The sequence below is a fragment of the Phenylobacterium sp. genome (assembly GCF_046590535.1).
Classification (GTDB): domain Bacteria; phylum Pseudomonadota; class Alphaproteobacteria; order Caulobacterales; family Caulobacteraceae; genus Phenylobacterium.
Window position 1 is genome coordinate 1 of the sequence record NZ_JBKJTG010000067.1, and the last position, 19,807, is coordinate 19,807.

The 19,807-nt window shown below is 70.5% G+C and carries 20 protein-coding genes and 1 pseudogene; 14 read left to right on the forward strand and 7 right to left on the reverse strand.

All coding sequences use genetic code 11. The annotated features are described in order from the left end of the window. The 4 genes and pseudogenes from ACLL81_RS03980 to ACLL81_RS03995 all read right to left on the reverse strand — a co-directional run. Positions 1-1,248 (reverse strand): acetolactate synthase large subunit (locus ACLL81_RS03980; RefSeq protein WP_411287051.1); only part of this gene is annotated, 1,248 nt, incomplete at its 3' end. Further along, positions 1,245-3,023 carry a feruloyl-CoA synthase gene (locus ACLL81_RS03985; protein WP_411287052.1) on the reverse strand — a complete coding sequence of 593 codons (1,779 nt, stop codon included), beginning with the start codon at positions 3,021-3,023 and terminating at the stop codon, positions 1,245-1,247. The genes ACLL81_RS03980 and ACLL81_RS03985, both read right to left, overlap by 4 nt. A 53-nt stretch (positions 3,024-3,076) precedes the next feature. Next, positions 3,077-3,352, reverse strand: a pseudogene (locus ACLL81_RS03990) (dihydroorotase); the annotation flags it as partial. Next, entirely contained in the window at positions 3,345-4,322 is a 978-nt protein-coding gene (locus ACLL81_RS03995; protein WP_411287053.1) for a glycosyltransferase family 9 protein, read from the reverse strand. The gene ACLL81_RS03995 and the pseudogene ACLL81_RS03990, both read right to left, overlap by 8 nt. 62 nt (positions 4,323-4,384) lie before the next feature. On the opposite strand from ACLL81_RS03995, the gene ACLL81_RS04000 reads away from it, so the two are divergent. The 5 genes from ACLL81_RS04000 (at position 4,385) to ACLL81_RS04020 (ending at position 8,986) form a co-directional block, all read left to right on the forward strand. Further along, positions 4,385-5,203: a YgfZ/GcvT domain-containing protein gene (locus tag ACLL81_RS04000; protein ID WP_411287054.1), complete on the forward strand. Its 819-nt coding sequence runs from the start codon at positions 4,385-4,387 to the stop codon at positions 5,201-5,203. Between the two features lie 130 nt (positions 5,204-5,333). After that, positions 5,334-5,924 carry a DNA-3-methyladenine glycosylase I gene (locus ACLL81_RS04005; RefSeq protein ID WP_411287055.1) on the forward strand — a complete coding sequence of 197 codons (591 nt, stop codon included), beginning with the start codon at positions 5,334-5,336 and terminating at the stop codon, positions 5,922-5,924. Next, positions 5,924-6,595 carry a ribonuclease HII gene (locus ACLL81_RS04010; RefSeq protein WP_411287056.1) on the forward strand — a complete coding sequence of 224 codons (672 nt, stop codon included), beginning with the start codon at positions 5,924-5,926 and terminating at the stop codon, positions 6,593-6,595. Before ACLL81_RS04005 ends, ACLL81_RS04010 begins: the two co-directional genes overlap by 1 nt. 81 nt (positions 6,596-6,676) lie before the next feature. Then, positions 6,677-7,756 (forward strand): site-specific DNA-methyltransferase, encoded by a 1,080-nt coding sequence (locus tag ACLL81_RS04015; protein WP_411287057.1) that lies wholly within the window; start codon positions 6,677-6,679, stop codon positions 7,754-7,756. Between the two features lie 72 nt (positions 7,757-7,828). Beyond that, on the forward strand, positions 7,829-8,986 hold the full coding sequence (locus tag ACLL81_RS04020) for an MFS transporter (protein WP_411287058.1): 1,158 nt from the start codon (positions 7,829-7,831) through the stop codon (positions 8,984-8,986). Here the strand turns inward: ACLL81_RS04020 and mutY are convergent. After that, positions 8,979-10,025, reverse strand: a complete 1,047-nt coding sequence (gene mutY, locus ACLL81_RS04025) for an A/G-specific adenine glycosylase (RefSeq protein WP_411287059.1) — start codon at positions 10,023-10,025, stop codon at positions 8,979-8,981. The genes ACLL81_RS04020 and mutY overlap by 8 nt on opposite strands. 45 nt (positions 10,026-10,070) lie before the next feature. Between mutY and ACLL81_RS04030 the strand changes: the two genes are divergently transcribed. From ACLL81_RS04030 to ACLL81_RS04070, 9 genes are all read left to right on the forward strand, one after another. Further along, positions 10,071-10,610 (forward strand): DUF721 domain-containing protein, encoded by a 540-nt coding sequence (locus ACLL81_RS04030; RefSeq protein WP_411287060.1) that lies wholly within the window; start codon positions 10,071-10,073, stop codon positions 10,608-10,610. Positions 10,611-10,724: 114 nt separating this feature from the next. Next, positions 10,725-11,348, forward strand: a complete 624-nt coding sequence (locus tag ACLL81_RS04035; RefSeq protein WP_411287061.1) for a thioredoxin domain-containing protein — start codon at positions 10,725-10,727, stop codon at positions 11,346-11,348. Between the two features lies 1 nt (position 11,349). Further along, on the forward strand, positions 11,350-11,958 hold the full coding sequence (locus ACLL81_RS04040) for a DsbA family protein (protein ID WP_411287062.1): 609 nt from the start codon (positions 11,350-11,352) through the stop codon (positions 11,956-11,958). Positions 11,959-11,963: 5 nt separating this feature from the next. Further along, a complete protein-coding gene (smc, locus tag ACLL81_RS04045) occupies positions 11,964-15,407 on the forward strand; it encodes a chromosome segregation protein SMC (RefSeq protein WP_411287063.1) in 3,444 nt (1,147 codons plus the stop codon). A 166-nt stretch (positions 15,408-15,573) separates the two neighbouring features. Further along, positions 15,574-15,933 (forward strand): AtpZ/AtpI family protein, encoded by a 360-nt coding sequence (locus ACLL81_RS04050; protein WP_411287064.1) that lies wholly within the window; start codon positions 15,574-15,576, stop codon positions 15,931-15,933. After that, entirely contained in the window at positions 15,933-16,760 is an 828-nt protein-coding gene (locus ACLL81_RS04055; protein WP_411287065.1) for a F0F1 ATP synthase subunit A, read from the forward strand. The genes ACLL81_RS04050 and ACLL81_RS04055 overlap by 1 nt, the downstream gene beginning before the upstream one ends. 33 nt (positions 16,761-16,793) lie before the next feature. Further along, the gene (locus tag ACLL81_RS04060) at positions 16,794-17,048 is read left to right on the forward strand and encodes a F0F1 ATP synthase subunit C (protein WP_411287066.1); all 255 of its coding nucleotides are present in this window, start codon (positions 16,794-16,796) and stop codon (positions 17,046-17,048) included. Between the two features lie 20 nt (positions 17,049-17,068). Then, positions 17,069-17,656, forward strand: a complete 588-nt coding sequence (locus ACLL81_RS04065; protein ID WP_411287067.1) for a hypothetical protein — start codon at positions 17,069-17,071, stop codon at positions 17,654-17,656. Between the two features lie 4 nt (positions 17,657-17,660). Next, entirely contained in the window at positions 17,661-18,152 is a 492-nt protein-coding gene (locus ACLL81_RS04070) for an ATP F0F1 synthase subunit B (protein WP_411287068.1), read from the forward strand. A 3-nt stretch (positions 18,153-18,155) separates the two neighbouring features. Here ACLL81_RS04070 and ACLL81_RS04075 read toward each other — a convergent pair whose 3' ends face one another. Together ACLL81_RS04075 and gcvPB are read right to left on the reverse strand one after the other, a co-directional pair. Continuing rightward, positions 18,156-18,545 carry a PGPGW domain-containing protein gene (locus ACLL81_RS04075; protein WP_411287069.1) on the reverse strand — a complete coding sequence of 130 codons (390 nt, stop codon included), beginning with the start codon at positions 18,543-18,545 and terminating at the stop codon, positions 18,156-18,158. Between the two features lie 136 nt (positions 18,546-18,681). Beyond that, a partial coding sequence (gcvPB, locus tag ACLL81_RS04080) for an aminomethyl-transferring glycine dehydrogenase subunit GcvPB (RefSeq protein WP_411287070.1) occupies positions 18,682-19,807 on the reverse strand: 1,126 nt, incomplete at its 5' end.

The following is a 19,807-nucleotide window of genomic DNA, read 5'->3' on the forward strand; positions in this document are numbered from 1 at the left end:
GTACATGGCCGCCCCGTCTCCATTCAGCGACAACACCTTGCAATCTGGCGCCGCCACGGCCGCGCCGACCGCGAGCGGCAGCCCGATGCCGATAGCCCCGCCGGTGAGCGCCAGCACCTCGTGCGGCCGGGCGGTCATCGCCGGCAGGGCGACGCCGCCGCCGGAGGTGACGCTGTCGTCGCAGACGATGGTTCCCTCGGGCATGTGCCGGGCGATGGCGATCCCAGCCGCCTGCGGCGTGAGTTGGCCGGTGGCGGCGGCTTCGGGCAGCTTCAGCGGCTGCACCGGGCCCTGGGCCGGCGCGCCCAGGGCGTCGGCCAGGGCCGCCAGGCCGGCCACGGAATCCGCAGCCCGTTCGGACAGGGTGAGCGTCGCGCAGCCTTCCGGCACCAGAACGCTGGGCCGGTTGGGATAGGCGAAGAAGGCCACCGGCATGGCGGTCCCGGCGAACACCATCAGGTCGACGCCCTCCAGCTCGGTCAGGGCGACCTCCCCGAAGTAGGGCATCCGGCCGGGCGCAAAACTTCCGGCCCCCCGAGGCTGGCGGGCCACGAAGGTGTCGGCCAGCACCCGGATCCCCGCAGCGGCCAGCCTGGCGGCGTGCGGCAGGGCCTCGGCCCGACAGGCCTGCCCGCCCAGCAGGATCACCGGGGTCTTCGCTGCGCGGATGGCGCGGGCGACAGCCTCCACCGCGGCGCCGGACGGCGCGGGACGCACCGGCCTTTGGGCGATAACCGGCTCCCCGCTGGTCATCAGCCAGGCGGAGTCCGCCGGCAGGATCAGGCTGACCGGGCCACCCGGCAGGCCGAAGCTCGCCGCCACCGCCTCCGCCGCCAGGCCCGCGACGCTGTCGGGGGTGTCGGCCGAGCGCACCCATAGAGAATTGGGCTTCACCAGGGTGGCGATGTCGGAGTTCAGCGGCGCGTCGTACTGGCGGTGATAGGTGGCGTGGTCGCCGATGATGTTGACGATCGGGGTGTAGGCGCGGCGCGCGTTGTGCAGATTGGCGACCCCGTTGCCGTAGCCGGGGCCCAGGTGCAGCAGGGTGCAGGCGGGCTTGTCGGCGATCCGGCCATAGCCGTCGGCGGCGCCGGTCGCCACCCCCTCGAACAGGCAGAGCACCGGGCGCATCTGCGGCTGGGCGTCGAGGGCGGCCACGAAGTGCATCTCGCTGGTGCCGGGATTGGCGAAGCAGGCGGTCACATCATTTGCCACCAGGGTGGCGATCAGGGCGTCGGCGCCGTTCATGTCAGGACCATCACGTCTGGAGGTGGGGGATCGGCGAACAGGCGGGCAACGGCCCCCGCGCGGCGGGTCCGCGCAAGGGCCTGGGAGATGTAGCCCTTGTCGGTGATTTCTCCGGCGCCGGCGTCGGGGACATCGGGCAGCACCAGGGCGCGGGCGACCTTGCCGCCGGAGCCCTTGGCGCGGGCGTTGAAGGTCTCCAGGCCCGCGCGAACGGCCGCCTCGACCTCGGCGCGCGCGAGCCGCGGGTTGGGATAGAAGAGCAGACCCACAGTGGCCTCGCCCTCGCCGCAGACCACGGCGTCGGTGACCGCACCGCCAATGGCGCCCAACGCCCCGATGCGCAGTTCGCCAACGCCCACGAAGGTCCCGGACGCCAGCTTGAAGTTCTCCGACAGGCGCCCGTCGAACACCATCCCGGCCTCCGGGTCGTCGGGATCCACCAGCCGCGCGGCGTCGCCCAGCACATAGAAGCCCTGGTCGTCGAAGGCGTTGGCCGACAGCTCTGGCTGGCCCAGGTACCCCTGGGTGATCTGCGGGCCCTTCACGCGAAAGTCGAGCTTTCCGGCTTCCGGGACCAGCCGCACGGAAGTCCCAGGCAGGGGCAGGCCGATCAAGCCCATGCGGGCGTTGGTCCAGTGGACGTTGCAGGCGGTGGGTCCGGTCTCGGTGGCGCCATAGCCGCTGGCGAAGCTGATCCGCTCGCCCACCGTGCGCACGGCCACGGCCTGGATGCGGTCGGCCACCGCCTGCCCCAGGGCCGCGCCGCCGTACTGCAGCACTCGCACCCTGGCGAAGAACCGGCGCGCCAGGGCGTCGTCCGCCTCCAGCTCATCGACGAACAGCATCCAGCCCGCGGGCACCATGTTCTGGTAGGTGGGCGAAATCTCGGTGAGGTTGCGCACCGTCTCAGCGAACCGCGCCGCGGTGGGCTGACCGGCGTCGATGTACAGCGTGCCGCCCCGGTGCAGCACCAGGTGCAGGATCGAGTTGGCCCCCAGGCTGTGGCTCCAGGGCGCGGAGTGCACCATCACCGGCGGCTCGGGATCGTCGAAGCAGGCGGTGATCTGGGCCGAGTTCAGGGCGATGTTGCGGTGGCTGCAGATCACCGCCTTGGGGTGGCCGGTGGAGCCGGAGGTCAGCAGGTACTTGGCGTGGTCGTCGGGTTTGGCCGTCGCCGCGGCGGGCGGCGCGGTCATCAGACTTTCCAGCGAGATGTCGCCCGGGCGGGGGTTCGCGGCGGCGACTGCTGGCAGGCCCGCAAGACAGTCGGCGGCGAGCCCCTCGCCGAACAGGACGGCGTCTTCGGTATAGACGCAGGCAGGCTTCAAGGTCGCCACGGCGTGGGCCAGCCGGGCCGGGTTTGCGCCCTTCAGGCCGTACTGCGGTGACACCGGCGCCACCGGCATCCCCTGGCTCATGGCGGCGTAGGCGATCAGGGCATGATCGATGGCGTTGTGCGCCAGGATCAGCAGCGGGCGCGGCCCCACCACGTCTAAGGCCCGCAGGCCGCCGGCCAGCACGGCCACCCGCTGGGCGGCCTCGGCGAAGGTCACGGTGCGCCAGCCCTCGCCGGCGCGCTCAGCCAGCCAGACGCGGTCGGCGGCGACGGCGGCCCAGTGGTCCAGGGGGGCGGTCATGGTCTGGAAGTGGCTGGCGAACGGCGTGGGGTTGCTGAGCACCATCTCCCCGCCTGGACGCCGCTCGACCTCCAGCTTGCGTGGCGCATAGCGCGCATCACGAAACGGCGCGTTGGAGGGGCGGAGCTCGGCGTCCATGGCCAGCCTTATTCCAAGCGCCCGGGGGCTTGGGAAGCTAGTTCAGCCGCGCAAGCTGTCGTTCCAGGTAGAGGCGCTCGGCCGGCGCGAGAGCCGGTCTCAAGGTCTTCCTTCCATTCCAGACCCGGCTCGCGGAAGTGCACCTGGGTGTCCATGACCCTGGGCATGACGGTGAGGCCTTTGGCCTTGAACACCTCGCCGGCCGAGGCCTGGCCCAGATCGCCGATGGCGGCGATCTTGCCGCGGCGGCCGCCCAAGTCGGCAGGGCCGCGGCCGGAGTGGTTCACCACCTTGCCGCCGCGAACGATCAGGTCGTAGGTCTCAGCCAAGTGTCGCCTCGGTGGCGGTCAGAAGGTCTGCTGCGGCCTGGGTCACCCGCTCCGCGCTCAGGTCCATCATGTGACAGAGCGCCTGGGTGAAGCCAGGGTCAACCGCGCGGATCTGCTCGAAACTGCGCGGGCCCCGCACCACCCGGGAAACTTCGCCATAGGGCGCGTACAGCCGCTCGTCGGAGGGCCCGAACAGGCCCAGCGTCGGGGCGCCGGCGGCGGCGGCCAAGTGCATGGTCCCAGAATCGTTGCCGATGAAGAGGCGCGCGTGCTTGAGGCAGGCGTAGGAGGTGAGCAGGTCCGTCTTGCCCACCAGGTCGATGAACTGGCTGCGCATGACCACGTTACGCAGGTCCCGCACCAGGGTCTCATCCCCCGGCCCACCCAGCACCATCAGCCGGCCCCCCTTCATCGGGCCATCGGGGCCCAACAGGGTCATGGCCACCTGGGAGAAGCGTTCCACCGGCCAAGTCTTGCCCAGCCAGTTGGCGGCCGGCGCAATGGCCAGGATCGGGCCGAAGCCGGCGGTGAGCTTCGCCGCCCGGGCGTCGGTCTCGGGCGATGTGAACAGATAGGGGGCCGCCGGCTCGTCATCTATGCGCAGGGTGCGGGCGGCCTCGGCGACCTTGTGGGTGGGCTCAGCAGACTTCTTGAACACCGCGCGACGCCGGGTGCGGACGAACCGCGACAGGCCGGAGCCCCGCAGGTCCACCACCACGCCCCAGCGGGTCGCCCGCACCTGGCGCCAGAGGGCGAACCAGTGGCTGCCGTCGCGGGCCTTCTCGACCACGATGACCCGGTCGAGATTGGGAATCTCGGCGAACAGCGGGGCTGCGGCCGGCCCCGCCACCACCGTGAAGCGAGCGTTGGGGATTTCGTCGGCCAGGCGCCTGATCAGGCCCGAGGACAGCACCGCGTCGCCGATCCGGGTCGCGGTGATGAACAGGATCGGGAAGGACGCGGGCGACATTACCCCCTCTATAGGCCAAGCCAGCGCTGGCGCTCCACACCAGCGCACCCCAAATTGCCGGGATGACCCAGTCGCCGAACTTCGCAAGCCTGCCCGACCGGTCGCTGATCGCCGTGGGCGGCCCCGATTGGCGGAGCTTTCTGCAGGGCTTGCTCACCCAGGACGTGGAGACGCTGGCGCCCGGGGAGGCGCGGTTCGCCGCCCTGCTCACCCCCCAGGGCCGGCTACTCTACGACCTCTTCGTAGTGGGCCGCGAGGAGGGCGTCTGGCTGGACGTGGAGGCGGCCCACCGCCAGGCCCTGCTACAGCGGCTCACGATCTATCGCCTGCGGGCCAAGGTGGAGATCACGGCGGACGAAACGACGATCTCGGCGCTGTTCGGAGGGCCCCAGGCAGCACCCGGCTTCTTGGCCGATCCCCGCCTCGCCGCCCTGGGCTGGCGGGGCTATGGCGCAGTGGCGCCCCAGGGCGCGCTGACGGCCGACGCCCGCGCCTACGACGCCCACCGCCTGGCCCTGGGCATACCGGGGCCGGCCGACTGGGGATCAGACAAGACCTATCCCATTGAGGCCAACTTCGACCTGCTGAACGGCATCGACTTCAAGAAGGGCTGCTTCGTCGGCCAGGAAACCACCTCGCGCATGAAGCGCCGCGGCCACATCAAGACCCGCATGGCGCCCGTCGCCTTCGAAGGCCCCGCGCCCGCGCCAGGCGCCGAGGTGCTTGCCGGCGAGCTCCGGGCCGGCGAGGTGCTGTCGGGGCGCGACGGCCGGGCCATGGCGTCGCTCCGGCTGGACCGGGCGTTAGGCGCCAGCCTGACGGTGGACGGCCGCCCCGTCACCCTGGAGCGGCCCTCATGGTTTCTCGAGGCCCTCGGCTAGGAAGCCGCTTAGCGCCGCCAACGCGGGCGCCACCTCGCCCAAATCAATGTGCGCCAGTTGGAGGCCTCCGAAGCCCACGCCCAGGATCTCCGCTTGTCAGGTCCGGCAGGCTCAGACGAAGGTGCCGCCGATGACCACCGACCCACATCGTTGCGCCTGGCGCGGCATGGCCGGCGACCCGCTGTACGAGGCCTATCACGACACGGAATGGGGTGTTCCGGAGTACGATTCCCGCGCCTTGTGGGAGAAGCTGGTGCTCGACGGGTTCCAGGCGGGGCTCGCCTGGATCACCATCCTGCGCAAGCGCGAAGCCTTCCGCGCGGCCTTCTCGGGGTTCGATCCAGAGGTGGTCGCCCGCTACGGCGAGGCCGACCGCGCCCGGCTGATGGCCGATGCCGGCATCGTGCGCTCCAACGCCAAGATCGACGCCGCTATCGGCTCGGCCCGGACCTACCTGTCCATGCGCGACGCCGGCGAGGACTTCTCCGATTTCTGCTGGGGCTTGGCCGGCGGCAAGCCGGTGGAGAACCGCTGGGCCAGCATGGCCGAGGCGCCAGCTCAGACGCCACTGGCGGTTGAGGTCTCCCAGGCCCTGAAGGCCCGGGGCTTCAAGTTCGTGGGTCCGGTGATCGTCTATGCCTGGATGCAGGCCACCGGCCTGGTGAACGACCACCTGCCGGGCTGCTTCCGCCACGACGCGGTCCGAGATATGGCGCGCTGATGGGCAGGCGCGGTCCCGGCATGATGCTGGAGCGGGCCTTCATCGGTGGCCTGGTCTGCGGCGTCGACGAGGCTGGACGCGGTCCCTGGGCGGGGCCGGTGAGCGCCGGGGCGGTAATTCTGAACCCGAAGAAGGTCCCCAAGGGTCTGGACGATTCCAAGAAGCTTTCCGCCAGGACCCGCGAGGTTCTGGAGCTTGAAATCAAGGCCAAGGCGGTGGCTTGGGGCGTCGGTTTCGCCAGCGTCGAGGAGATCGCCTCCCTGAACATCCTGCACGCCACGGGACTGGCCATGTGCCGGGCCATCGAGGCGCTCGCCGTCCCGCCCATCTTCGCCCTGGTGGACGGCGCCTACCGCTTCAAGCTGCCCTGCGAGGTGAAGACCGTGGTGGGCGGGGATGGCAAGTCCAAGTCCATCGCCGCGGCATCGATCCTGGCCAAGGTCGCCCGCGACCGGCTGATGGGTGAGATGGACGGCCTGTACCCCGGCTACGGTTTCGCCAGCCACAAGGGCTACGGCGCGCCGGTCCACGCCCGGGCGCTTCTGGACCTGGGCCCTTGCGAAATCCACCGGCTGAGCTGGGGACCCGTGAAGTTGGCCCTGATGGGCCGCGACCCGATGCGAGCCTTCAAGGACCCCATGGCCGACGAACCCCCGTTCGCTGAGCCTTAACCCCTCGTTGACTACGTTCGGCAACGGGACGTTCACCATGAAGCCCCAGGATTCCAAATTCCTGAGTTCGAAGGGGCGGACATGAGCTTGCCGGTCGACACCATCATCCAGGGCGATTGCCTTGAGGCGCTGAAGGCGTTGCCGGACCGGTCCGTCGACCTGGTGTTCGCCGATCCGCCCTACAATCTGCAGCTCGGGGGAGACCTGCTGCGCCCCGACAATTCCAAGGTCGACGCGGTGGACGACGACTGGGACCGCTTCGACAGCTTCGCCGCGTACGATGCCTTCACCAAGGCCTGGATGGGCGAGTGCCGCCGCATCCTCAAGGACGAAGGCGCGCTTTGGGTGATCGGCAGCTACCACAACATCTTCCGGGTGGGGGCGACGCTCCAGGACCTGGGTTTCTGGATCCTCAACGACGTCGTCTGGCGCAAGACCAACCCCATGCCGAACTTCAAGGGCACGCGCTTCACCAACGCCCATGAGACCCTGATCTGGGCGGCCAAGAGCCGCGGCGCCCGGCGCTACACTTTCAACTACGACGCCATGAAGATGGCCAATGACGAGCTGCAGATGCGCTCCGACTGGTCCCTGCCGTTGTGCACCGGCGAGGAGCGGCTGAAGGACGAGGCGGGCGTCAAGGCGCACCCGACCCAGAAACCCGAAGCCCTGCTGCACCGGCTGATCCTGGCGTCCACGCGGCCCGGCGACATCATCCTCGACCCGTTCTTCGGAACCGGCACGACCGGGGCTGCGGCCCGCCGGCTCGGTCGGCGCTACATCGGGATCGAGCGCGAGGCGGCCTACGCCAAGCTCGCCAAGGCCCGCATCGCCAAGGTGATCCCGGTCTCGCCGGAGGCGATGGTGGTCACCGGCTCCAAGAAGTCCGAGCCCCGCGTGCCGTTCGGCCAGATCGTCGAGGCGGGCCTGCTGCGGGCCGGCGACGTGCTCTATGACGAGAAGGGCCGCCACGCCGCTCGCGTCCGCGCCGACGGCAGCCTGGTGGTGGGCGACCTGGCGGGTTCCATCCACAAGATGGGCGCCATGGCCCAGTCCGCTCCGGCCTGCAACGGCTGGACCTACTGGCACTTCAAGTCCGACGCCGGCCTCTCGCCCATCGACGTCCTGCGCGCCAAGGTCCGCCAGCAACTGGCCGCCTAGGCTGGACCTGGCGCCCGTTCCCGCGCAGGCTGGCGCGGAACTTCGGGGACCGGCGATGACAGGGCAGAGGCGTTGAACCCCCGCGTCTTCGTCCTCACCCTGGTCACCTTCGCGTTCGGATCGGCGGCCTTCATCTTCGCGGGTCTCCTCGAGCCGATGGCCGCGGACCTGGGGGTCTCCACCGCCGTCGCCGGCCAGCTTCAGACCGCCTATGTGCTGACCTCCGCACTGCTGGGGCCGCTGGCCGCCTGGGGCCTGGGACGGCTGGACCGGCGGATAGTGGTGATCGCGGGCCTCAGCCTCGGCCTAGTCCTGCACATCGCCTGCGCGCTCACCCCGGACTTCGCCACCCTCCTGGGCCTGCGCGGTCTGGCGGGCCTGGCGGGCGCCATGTCCGGTCCGGCGGCCGCCGTCGCCGCGGCGTCTCTGGCTCCGCCAGAGCGCCGCGGCTCGGCCATCGCCATGGTGTCCGGCGGCATGACACTGGCCTTCGTCCTGGGTATCCCGCTGGGCAGCGTGGTGGGATCGATGTTCGGCTGGCGCGCCACCTTCCTGCTGGCGGCCGCGCTCTCGGCCATCGCGCTCATCGCCGTGGTGGGCTTCCTGCCGAAGATCCCGGCGCCGCCGAAGCGGGAAGGCGGGCGGATCTCGGTCCCGACCATCTGGCCGCTCTACATGACCACCTTCCTGACCTTCGCCGCCAACATGACCCTGAACCTCTACATCGCCCCGATCGTGCGGGTCGGCGCAGGCGTCACCGGGGCCGGCGTCGGCGCCTTCCAGGCGATGATCGGGGTGGGCTCCATTGCGGGCCTGTGGCTCGGCGGGCGGGCCGCCGACCGCAACGCCGGAAAGTCCTGGATCCTGCAGGGCTTCGCCATCCAGGCCACCGCCATGAGCCTGCATTTCGCCGCCACCAGCCACGCCGCTCCGGCGGGCCTGCCCAGCCAGCTCCTGGTGGCCTTCGCGATCTTCCTGGCGGCGACGGCGCTGTTCTCCATCACCCCGGTGATCCAGGCCCGATTGATCCAGATGACCGAAGGGGCGCCGGTGGCCCTTGCCTTGAATGGCTCGGTGATCGCCATGGGTCAGGCGCTGGGCTCGACCCTCGGCGGCGCGGCGCTGGCCACCTTCGGGGTGCCGGCCATCCCGGCCGCTGCGCTCGCCATGTCGCTGACCGCCGGCGCCATCCTGATCTTCGTCTTCCCCAAGGCCGTCCCGCCTAGATGAGGTTGGCGAGCCCCGCCCGCGCGGCCTTCAGGAAGACGCTGGGCAGCACGCCCAGCCCCTCACGGGGCGTCCAGATCACGCCGTCGGCCTCGCCCTCGGCGCGCAGCAGCCGCAGGGTGAGCGTGAAGTGGGTGAAGCCGTGCTCCACCTCGCCGACGCTGCGCCAGTCGGCCTGCGCCGGCGCTGCGGCCAGCGCCTCGGCTTCGCTCCAGCGGCCCGTCCGCCAGTCACTGGTGGGCAGCGCCAGCATGCCCCCCAGCAGTCCCCTCGGCGGGCGGCGCACCAGGGCCAACTCTTCGCCGCGGGTCAGCACATAGGCGATACCGTGGCGGTGTGGGCGCGCGGCCTTGGCGGTCTTGCGGGGATAGGTCTGCGGCGCGCCGGTGGCCAGCGCCGCGCAATGGCTCGCTACCGGACAGCGCTCGCACAGCGGCTGGCGGGGCCGGCAGATCATCGCCCCCAGGTCCATCAGCGCCTGAGCCCAGTCGCCGGGCCGGTCCTCGCGCACGAGCCCGGCGGCGAGGCGCTTCAATTCGGGCTTGGCGCCGGGCAGGGGCCGTTCCACGGCGAACAGCCGGGCCATCACCCGCTCCACATTGCCGTCCACCACATTGGCGGGCCGATCGAAGGCGATCGCCGCCACCGCCGCGGCGGTGTAGGGGCCCAGCCCTGGCAGAGCCCGCAGGCCTTCCTCGGCAACCGGGAAGACGCCCCCATGGTCGCGGGCCACCGCCCGGGCGCAGGCCATGAGGTTGCGGGCGCGGGCGTAGTAGCCCAGCCCCGCCCAGGCCCCCATCACCTCGCCGTCGAGGGCGTTGGCCAGGTCGGTCACTGTCGGCCAGCGGGCGGTGAACGCCAGGAAATAGGGCGTGGCGTGCGGCACCGTTGTCTGCTGCAGCATCACTTCCGACAACCACACCCGGTACGGGTCGGCGCGGACGCCGCGCGCGTTCGCCTGCGGCCCCACCCGCCAGGCCAGGTCGCGGGCGCCTTTGTCGTACCAGGCCAGGAGTTGGGCGCGCAGGGTCGGGGCGTTCACCGTTCCCCCTTAGCGTCATCGCCCGATGGCGGCTATTGTGGCGCCATGCCCCGCAGGCCCCTGCCCACCGCGCAAGAGGCGCTCCGCATCCTCGCCGCCAAGCGCACCCGGCCCCAGCGCCGGCCGCCGCCGCCGGCCGGGCGCGGCCTTTCCAGGATGATCCGCGAGCTCGACGCCAAGTTCGGCCAGGGCTCAGGCGCGCTCACCGCCCGCTGGCGCGAGGTGGTGGGTCCCGAGATCGCCCGGCGTACCGAGCCGGTGAAGCTGGTCAAGGGCCGCAACGGCGGGCCGTCGTCCCTGGAAATCCGGGTGGCGGGCCCCTCGGCGGCGATCATCCAGCACCAGGCGCACGAAATCCTCGCCCGAGTGAACCTCTTCCTGGGCGCCGAGGCGGTGCAGAAGCTGCGCATCGTGCAGGGGCCCCTGCGCCAGCTCGCAGCGCCGGCCGCGCCGGCCAGGCGCCTGCCACCCCTGGACGCCGCTGAGGAGGCGAGGCTGGCCGATGGCCTCGCCCAGGCGCCCGAAGGCAAGCTCAAGGCCGCGCTGCTGGCCCTGGGTCGCGGCGTCCTGCGCCAGCGGCGGTGAATTGTCTCAAGACCGCCGCAGTCCGATAGCTTAGGTGGAATGGAGCGCTCGCTAGGGTCCCTCGCGGGAATCGCGCTTTAATCCCTCGTTCAAACTGCAGAAGGTTGCCTGAACATGCAGAAGACCAGCCGTCGCCTCGCCATGGTCGCCGCGGCCGCCGTCGCGGGCCTGGCCCTCGCAGGCTGCGATCGTGGCGGCGCCGGCGCCTCGGCCGCCTCCGGCGACATGACCATGGGCGACCCCGACGCCAAGGTGAAGATGGTGGAGTACGCTTCGGCCAGTTGCACCCACTGCGCCACCTTCAACAACGAGGTCTTCCCGGCCTTCAAGACCAAGTACGTGGACACCGGCAAGGTGCACTACACGCTGAAGGAATTTCTCACCCCGCCCAACGAGGTGGCCGCCGCCAGCTTCCTGATCTCGCGCTGCGCGGGCAAGGACAAGTACTTCACGGTGCTGGATTCCATCTACAAGAACCAGGCCGAGATGTTCACCACCGGCGACTTCCGCGGCGTGCTGCTGCGCATCGCCCAGTCCTCGGGCATGACTGAGGAGCAGTTCAACGCCTGCGTCCAGGACGAGGACGCCCTGAAGGCGCTGGACGCCCGGGTCACCAAGGCGATCCGCGACGACAAGATCACCGCCACGCCCACCTTCTTCATCAACGGCAAGAAGATCGCCGAGGGTGAACTCAGCCTGGCGCAGATCGACACCGCCGTGGCCGAAGCGGCCAAGTAGGATGGCGCCCACCCGCCGCCACGCGATCGCCGGCGCCGCTTTCCTGGCGGCCCTGGCCGGCGCCGCATGGGCCGCCACGCCAACCGGCGACATGAGCCTGGGCAACCCGAAGGCGCCGGTGAAGGTGGTGGAGTACGCCTCGCTCACCTGCAATCACTGCGCGGCCTTCAACAACGACGTCTTTCCGGCGTTCAAGGCCAAGTACATCGATACCGGCAAGGTCCATTACACCCTGAAGGAGCTGCTGACCTCTCCGCCGCAGGTGGCCGCCGCCGGCTTCCTGATGGCGCGCTGCGCGGGCCCCTCAAAGTACTTCAAGGTCGTCGACGAGGTGTTCCGCAGCCAGGACCGTTGGCAGAACGGCCAGATCAAGCCGATTTTCGTGGAGATCGCCAAGGCTAACGGAATGACCGAGCCGCAGTTCGAGGCCTGCATCGCCGACCAGCCGGCCCAGGTCGCGCTCAACGAGCGGGTCCGCAAGGTGGTGGAGGAGGACAAGGTCACCGGCACGCCGACCTTCCTCATCAACGGCAAGCAGCTCGCGGGCGGCGTGCCCACCCTGGCCGACCTCGACGCCGCCATCGCGGCCGCCAAGCCTGGGGGGCGCTGAAACCGGTGCACTTCCAGCGGCTGCGCCTGGCGGGCTTCAAGTCCTTCGTCGATCCGACCGAGTTCCGGATCGAGCCCGGCGTTACTGGCATCGTGGGACCCAACGGCTGCGGCAAGTCGAACCTGCTGGAAGCCCTGCGCTGGGTGATGGGCGCCAACTCCGCCAGGGCCATGCGGGCCGGCGGAATGGACGATGTGATCTTCGCCGGTTCCGGCGGCCGGCCCTCGCGCAACCACGCCGAGGTCTCCCTGACCATCGACAATTCCGACCGCCGCGCGCCGGCGGCGTTCAACGACCATCCAGTGCTGGAGGTGGTCCGCCGCATCGACCGCGGCGCCGGCTCCACCTACCGGATCAACGGCCGCGAGGTGCGCGCCCGCGACGTGCAGCTGTTGTTCGCCGACGCCTCCACGGGTTCGAACTCGCCAGCCCTGGTGCGCCAGGGGCAGATCTCCGAGTTGATCGCCGCCAAGCCGCAGAACCGCCGGATGATCCTGGAGGAGGCGGCCGGGGTCTCCGGCCTGCATTCGCGCCGGCACGAGGCGGAGCTTCGCCTGCGGGCGGCGGAGGCCAATCTGGCCCGCCTCGACGACGTGGCCCGCGAGCTTGAGGCAGCCCTGGCCCGCCTGAAGCGCGAGGCCCGCCAGGCAGAACGCTACAGGAAGCTGTCGGCGGAGATCAGGTCGCTGCAGGGCGCAGTGCTCTACGCCCGCTACGCCGAGGCCAAGGCCGCCGCCGAGCGGCTGACCTCGGACGCCGCCGCCGCCATCCGCGCGGTGGAGGAGACCGCCCGCGAGGCCGCCGCCGCCACCACCCGCGCTGCCTCTGCGGAAGAGGCCATCAAGCCACTGCGCGAAGCTGAGACGGTGTCCGCCGCCATCCTGCACAAGCTGGCCATCGACAAGGACCGGCTGGAGCGGGAGGAGGAGGCCCAGGCCGCCGAGCTCGACCGCCTGTCCGGCGACGTGACCCGCATCGACGCCGACCGGGCCCGAGAAGAACACATCGTCGATGACGCCGACGTGGCGCTCAAGCGCCTGGCCCAGGACCTGACCGCCCTGGAGGCGGCCATCGCCGCCGCCCCGGTCCGCGCGCCGGAACTGGAAACCGCCGTCCGCGCCGCCGATGACGCCCGCGCCGCCGCGGACGCCGAGGTCGAGGCCCTGGCCGGGCAGCTCGCCGCCCGCGAGGCCCAGCGGCGCGCCGCCGCCCACCGGGTGGAGGAAGCCCAGGCCCGCGTCTCGCGCACCCGCCGGGCGCTCGACCAGGCCCGTCATGAACGCGAGGCGCTTGGGCCCGCCATCAACCCCGAGGCCGCCCAGGCCAAGGCCGCGCTCGACGCCGCCGACGCAGCGCTGACCGCCGCCCGCTCGGCCCTGGACGCCGCCGAGGACGCCCGCGGCGGCGCCATCGCCTCCGAGGCAGAGACCCGCGAGGCGGCCCGCAAACTCGACGAACACCTCGGCCGCTTCACCGCCGAGGCCAGGGCGCTGGCCGGCCTGGTGGCCCAGGCCAAGCGCGGCGGGTTCGCCCCCGTATTGGACGCGGTCTCGCCGGACCGCGGCTACGAGAAGGCCCTGGCCGCTGCGGTGGGCGACGACCTGGACGCCGCGCTCGATCCCACGGCGCCGTCCTACTGGGGCGGCCGCGACGCCACTGCGCCGGCCTGGCCCGCCGGTGCGCAACCGCTGTCGAAGCTGGTCAAGGCGCCCGCCGAACTGGCCGCCCGGCTGGCCTTCACCGCCCTGGTGGACCGCGCCGACGGTCCGAGCCTGCAGAAGGACCTGGCGCCCGGCTGCCGGCTGGTTTCACGGGAAGGCGACCTGTGGCGATGGGACGGCTTCACCGCCACCGCCGACGCGCCCAAGCCCGCCGCCGTCAGGCTGGAACAGAAGACCCGCCTGGCCGAGGTCGAGGCCGAGATCGAGAAGCTGGCCCCCAAAGCCGCGTCCGCCCGCGAAACCCTGGCCGCCGCCGCCGCGCGTCTGCGCCAGGCCGAGGATGTCCTGCGCGACGCCCGTCGCGAGCCTCCCGTCCTGGAGCAGAAGGCCGCCCAGGCCCGGGCTGCCCTGGAGCGCTTCGACCGTGAGGCCGCCCGCCGCGAGGCCCACGCCGCTTCCTTGGACGATGTCATCCGCCGCTTCGAAGCCGAACTTGCCGAGCTGGAGGGCCAGCTCGCTGTGGCCATGGACGCCGACGTAGGCGAGGCGGAGGCCGGCGACCTGGCGCAACGGTTGGCCACGGCGCGGGCCGCCTCCGGCCCCGCCCGGGAGGTTGCCGCCGCCGCCCGCGCGGCTTTTGAGCTTGAAGTACGCGAGCGCGACGGCCGCGCGCGGCGCCTGGAGAACCTCACCCGCGACCGCGAGGACTGGTCCCGGCGCTCCGCCGCCGCCGGCAAGCGTCTGGCGCACCTGGATGAAGGCCGGCTTATCGCCCAGGCCCAGCTCCACAAGGTTCTCGCCGCGCCCACCACCCTGGAGGCCCGCCGCGCCTCCCTTCTGGACGCACTGGGCGCCGGCGAGGCCCGCCGCGCCAGGTCCTCAGACGCCCTGGCCGCCGCGGAGCATGAGCGCGCCGACGCCGACCGGGCGCTGCGCGCCGCCGAGGCCGCATCCTCGGAGGCCCGGGAGCTGCGCGCCAGCTTCGCCGCCCACGCCGAGGCCGGCGCCACGCGCCTGGCCGAGGTCTCCGCCCAGATCCGCGAGACCGCCCGCATCGAGCCGGAGGAGCTGGCTCGAAAGCTCGCCGACGAGGCTGTGGCCATCCCCACCGACGCCGACGGCATCGAGGCCCACCTCTACAATCTGGAGCGCCAGCGCGAGGCCATCGGGCCGGTGAACCTGCGGGCCGAGGAAGACGCTGGGGAAAGCGCCGCCCGCCTGGAGGTCATGCTCACCGAGCGCGCCGACCTCACCGGCGCCATCGCCCGTCTGCGCCAGGGCATCGATGAGCTGAACGGCGAGGGCCGCGAGCGCCTGCTTGCCGCCTTCGAAGTGATCAACGCGCACTTCAAGACCCTGTTCTCCACCCTGTTCCAGGGCGGCGAGGCCGAGCTTCGCCTGGTGGAGTCCGAAGACCCACTGGAAGCCGGGCTGGAGATCTACGCCTGCCCGCCCGGCAAGCGGATGGCCACTATGAGCCTGATGAGCGGCGGGGAGCAGGCGCTCACCGCCACCGCCCTGATCTTCGCCGTCTTCCTGTCCCGGCCGGCGCCGATCTGCGTGCTGGACGAGGTGGACGCGCCGCTCGACGACGCCAACGTCGACCGGTTCTGCAACATGCTCGACGAGATGAACCGCCGCACCGAGACCCGCTTCATCGCCATCACCCACAATCCGGTGACCATGGCCCGCATGGACCGGCTGTTCGGAGTGACCATGGCCGAGCGCGGGGTCTCCCAGCTGGTGTCCGTGGACCTGCGTCAGGCCGAGGCCATCGCCGCGCAATAGGCGATTGTCGGTCGGAATGTCGCGAGGTGAGAAATCATGAGAAAATACAACGAGTTATAGAGGTATCAGCCAGCCTTGACGCACTGCACACGCGCCTATAGGTTCCGCGCGACCTTCAAAGCCCCCGGCGCGGCGGCTACGTCGCAGTCGAAAGACCTTTCGACGCATGTCGCACCCGGACGAATCGCACGAAGAGGCGCGCAAGCGGCTCGACGCTCGTCTGGATGCAGCCGAGGCGGCGCAGGTCCGCAGGACGAGCGGCGACGCTCATGCGGGCATGGCGCAGGGTTACCGCTTCGTAGGTGAAGTGGTGGGCGGGGTGCTCGGGGGAGCCGGCCTTGGCTGGCTGCTGGACCGGTTCGCCAACACAGGGCCCTGGGGACTGGTTGGCGGCCTGCTGATCGGCACCGGGCTCTCCATCTTCGTGGCGGTCAGCACCGCGGCGCGGACGAGCAGGATTGAGATGGAGAAGCTGGGGCCCTTGCCCAGCGTCCCCGACGATGACGAAGACGAGGATAGGCCTTAATGGCGCAACAGCCCGCCATCGACCCGATGCACCAGTTCCTGGTGAAGAAGATCGTGGATCTGCCGCCAATGCAGATCGGCGGCCTGACGCTTGACATGTCGATCACCAACTCGGTGGTCAGCATGTTCGCCGGCGGCGCGCTGCTGATCCTCTTCTTCCTCCTGACCGCCAAGCGCGAGATCGTCCCCAACCGCGCCCAAGCCGTGGCCGAGGCGCTCTACAACATCATTGATCGGGTTCTGGTGGGACCGATCATCGGCCCGCACGGCAAGCCCTATGTCCCCTACCTGTTCACGCTGTTCATGGTCATCCTGGTGCTCAACCTGATGAGCATCGTGCTGGCCGTGGGCAATATCGGCGGCCTGAGCCTGACCTTCACGGTGACCGCCCAACTGGCGGTGACCGCGACGCTGGCGGTGCTGACCTTCTTCAGTGTCCTGATCCTGGGTTTCGTGAAGCACGGGCCGCGGTTCCTGACCCTGTTCGCGCCGTCGGGCATGCCCAAGGCGCTGCTGGTGTTCATGGTGCCAATCGAGATGCTGTCCTACTTCGTGCGGCCGGTGACCCTAGCCATGCGACTGTTCGGCAACATGCTGGGCGGCCACGTGGTGATGAGCCTGTTCGGCAGCTTCGTGGTGGCGCTGGCCCTGGTGGCGCTGTCCGGCGGCATCGCCACCCTCGCCATCATTCCCAGCGTGCTGTCCTTCGCCATGATCGTCGCTCTCACCGGCCTGGAGCTGGTGGTGGCGGTCCTTCAGGCCTTCGTCTTCGCGGCGCTGGCCACCGTCTACCTCAACGAGGTCGTGAACTTCGGTCACGGCCACTAAGCCCCAACGCACTTACCTAAGAGGACTATCCAGATGGACCCGACGACCGCTCAATCCGTCATCGACTTCACCGCCTCGGCCAAGCTCATCGGCGCGGGCCTTGCGGCCATGGGCATGATCGGCGCCGGGGTTGGCCTCGGCATCCTGTTCGGCAGCTACCTGCAGGCCGCGATCCGCAATCCGTCGGCCGCCGCCAGCCAGCAGACCATGCTCTTCCTGGGCATGGCGCTCACCGAGACCATGGGCCTGTTCGCCTTCGTGGTGTCGCTGATCATCCTGTTCGGCTAAGCGCGGACTTAACGCTCACCATGGCGACTGAACCTCACGCCACCCCGGTGATTCCTGGCGACCACGCCGGCGCGGTAGCGCAGGAGTCCCACGAAGGGACCGCTGCGGCCGGCCACGAATCCAGTGGCCTGCCGCAGTTCGACTTCCAGTGGTGGCCGGGCCAGATCGCCTGGTTCCTGATCGTCTTCGCGGTGGTGCTGGCGTTCATGCGCTTCATCGTCGTGCCTCGGGTCGGGGGCACGATCGACCTGCGCGAGAGTCAGATCGCCGGAGACATCGCCGAAGCTCGGCGCATGAAGGACGAGGCTGACGCCCAGGCCCAGGTCGCCGCCGGCGAGGCGGCCCAGGCCCGGGCCGCGGCGCAGAAGGTGGCGGCCGACGCCCGCAGCAAGGCTCAGGCCGAGATCACCGCCCGCTTGGCGGCCGAGGACGCCAAGCTGGCCGAGGCCGCAGCCGTGGCTGAAGCCCGCATCGTCAAGGCCCGCGACGCGGCCATGGTCAATGTCACGGGTATCGCCAACGACACCGCCCAGGCGATCGTGGCCAAGCTGACTGGCAAGACCGCCAGCGCCGCCGAACTGGCGAGCGCCCAGGCGGCGAGGGGATAGGTCAATGGAATTGCTTTTGGACGCCCACTTCTGGGTTGGCGTCGCCTTTGTCGTGTTCCTGGTCGTCTTGGTCATGGTCGGCGTGCACAGGCTGGTCTGGAAGACCCTCGGCGAGGCCGGCGCCAAGGTCCGCGCCCAACTCGACGAAGCTGAGGCCCTGCGGCAGGAAGCTCAGGATCTGCTGGCGCAAATCAAGACCCGGCGCGACGCCGCTGAGCGGCATGCCGCCGAGATGCTGGCCGCCGCCCAGGAAGACGCCCAGCGCCTGCAGGCTGACGCCCAGGTAAAGCTGGCCGAGCAGATCCAGCGCCGCGGCGCGCTGGCCGAACAGCGCATCGCCACGGCCGAGGCTCAGGCCGCAGCGGACGTGAAGGCTGCCGCCGCCGACCTGGCCGCGCAGCTGGCCGAACAGGTGCTGGTCCAGCGGCTGGCCGGCGCCACCACCGATCCGCTGATCGACAGCGCCATCAGCCAGATGGCGGCGAAACTTCAGTAGGGCTTAGCGGCGGCGCTTCGAGTAGCGCCGGCGGGTCTTCACCGCGAACCGCATCCGGGCGGGCACGATCAGGCGCTCGACACGCAGGAACTGCTGCCAGAACACCGGCACCACCTCGGGCTCGCGGCGCAGCAGTCGGCGCAGCGGGAAGATCATCTTCGGGTGCGCCTTTTGCATGCGCACGAACTGCCGCTTGGCCTTGAACGAGTTGCGCAGCACGATCATCAGGCCGACCACGATCACCGGCAGCCCGCCGGGACCCGGCAGGGGGGCGATGACCACGCCGAACGCCACGATCGCAAAGCCGAGCGACAGCAACCCGAACCGAATCAGGCGGCTGACGATTTCGTGCGCGAGATCGTCGGTGGCGCGATGGACGCGCAGCGAGGGCATGGCGAATGACACGTTTATAGGACGACCTGGGAGCGCGCAGGGGCGAAGGGGAGTTCACCCCGCCACGCAAGCCAGATATGCGAACGCGCCCGGGAGTCGTAAAGGCGGCAGCGCGTTAAATTTTCCTAGGGTCGACCTATTCCGCGGCTAATGGCGCCGGCGCCACAGTTGTGGGTTCTGGGCGCCACGTCAGTCTTGGCCGGCGCGCTGCCAGGGTTTCGTCGAGCCGGCGCAGCGGCGCTAGGTACGGCGCGCCCTTGAATCTATCGACGTCGCCGGCCTTGGCGGCTCCGGCCAGGGCCACCAGGGCGTCGCAGAACCGGTCTAGCTCGCGTTTGGACTCCGTCTCCGTGGGCTCGATCAGCATCGCGCCGTGAACCACCAGCGGGAAGTACATGGTCATCGGGTGGAAGCCTTCGTCGATCATCGCCTTGGCGAAGTCGAGGGTGGTGATATCGGTCCCCTCCAGCCATGTGTCGTCAAACAGCGCCTCGTGCATACAGGGCCCATCCGGGAAGGCCGGGCTGATCACCGGCGACAGCCGGGCCTTGACGTAATTGGCGTTGAGCACCGCGTCCTCGGCCACCTGCCTAAGGCCGTCCGCGCCGTGGCTGCGCATATAGGCGTAGGCCCGCACGAACATGCCCATCTGGCCGTGGAAGGCGCACATCCGTCCGAACGCCTGGCCGGCCTCCTCGATGGCTTCCTCCACCAATTGAAGGCCGTCGGTCCCACGCACCACCCAGGGCGCCGGCGCGAAGGGGGCCAGCGCCTGCGACAGCACCACCGGCCCCGCCCCCGGCCCGCCGCCGCCGTGCGGGGTGGAGAACGTCTTGTGCAGGTTGATGTGCATGGCGTCGACGCCCAGGTCGCCGGGCCGCACCCGGCCGACGATGGCGTTGAAGTTGGCTCCGTCGCAGTAGAAGTAGGCGCCGGCCTCGTGGGTCAGCCGGGCGATCTCGATGATGTCGCGCTCGAACAGGCCGCAGGTGTTGGGGTTGGTGACCATGATGGCGGCCACGTCGGGGCCGAGCTTGGCGGCGAGGTCGGCGAGGTCCACCCGGCCGTCATCGGTCTGGGCGATCTCGGTCACGGAGTAGCCGACGAAGGCGGCGGTCGCCGGGTTGGTCCCGTGGGCTGAAGTGGGGGTCAGGACGCGGCGGCGGCTGGCCTGGCCGTTCGCCTCGTGGGCGGCTTTGATGCAGAGCAGGCCGCAGAGCTCGCCGTGGGCGCCGGCCTTGGGCGAGAGGGCGACGGCCGGC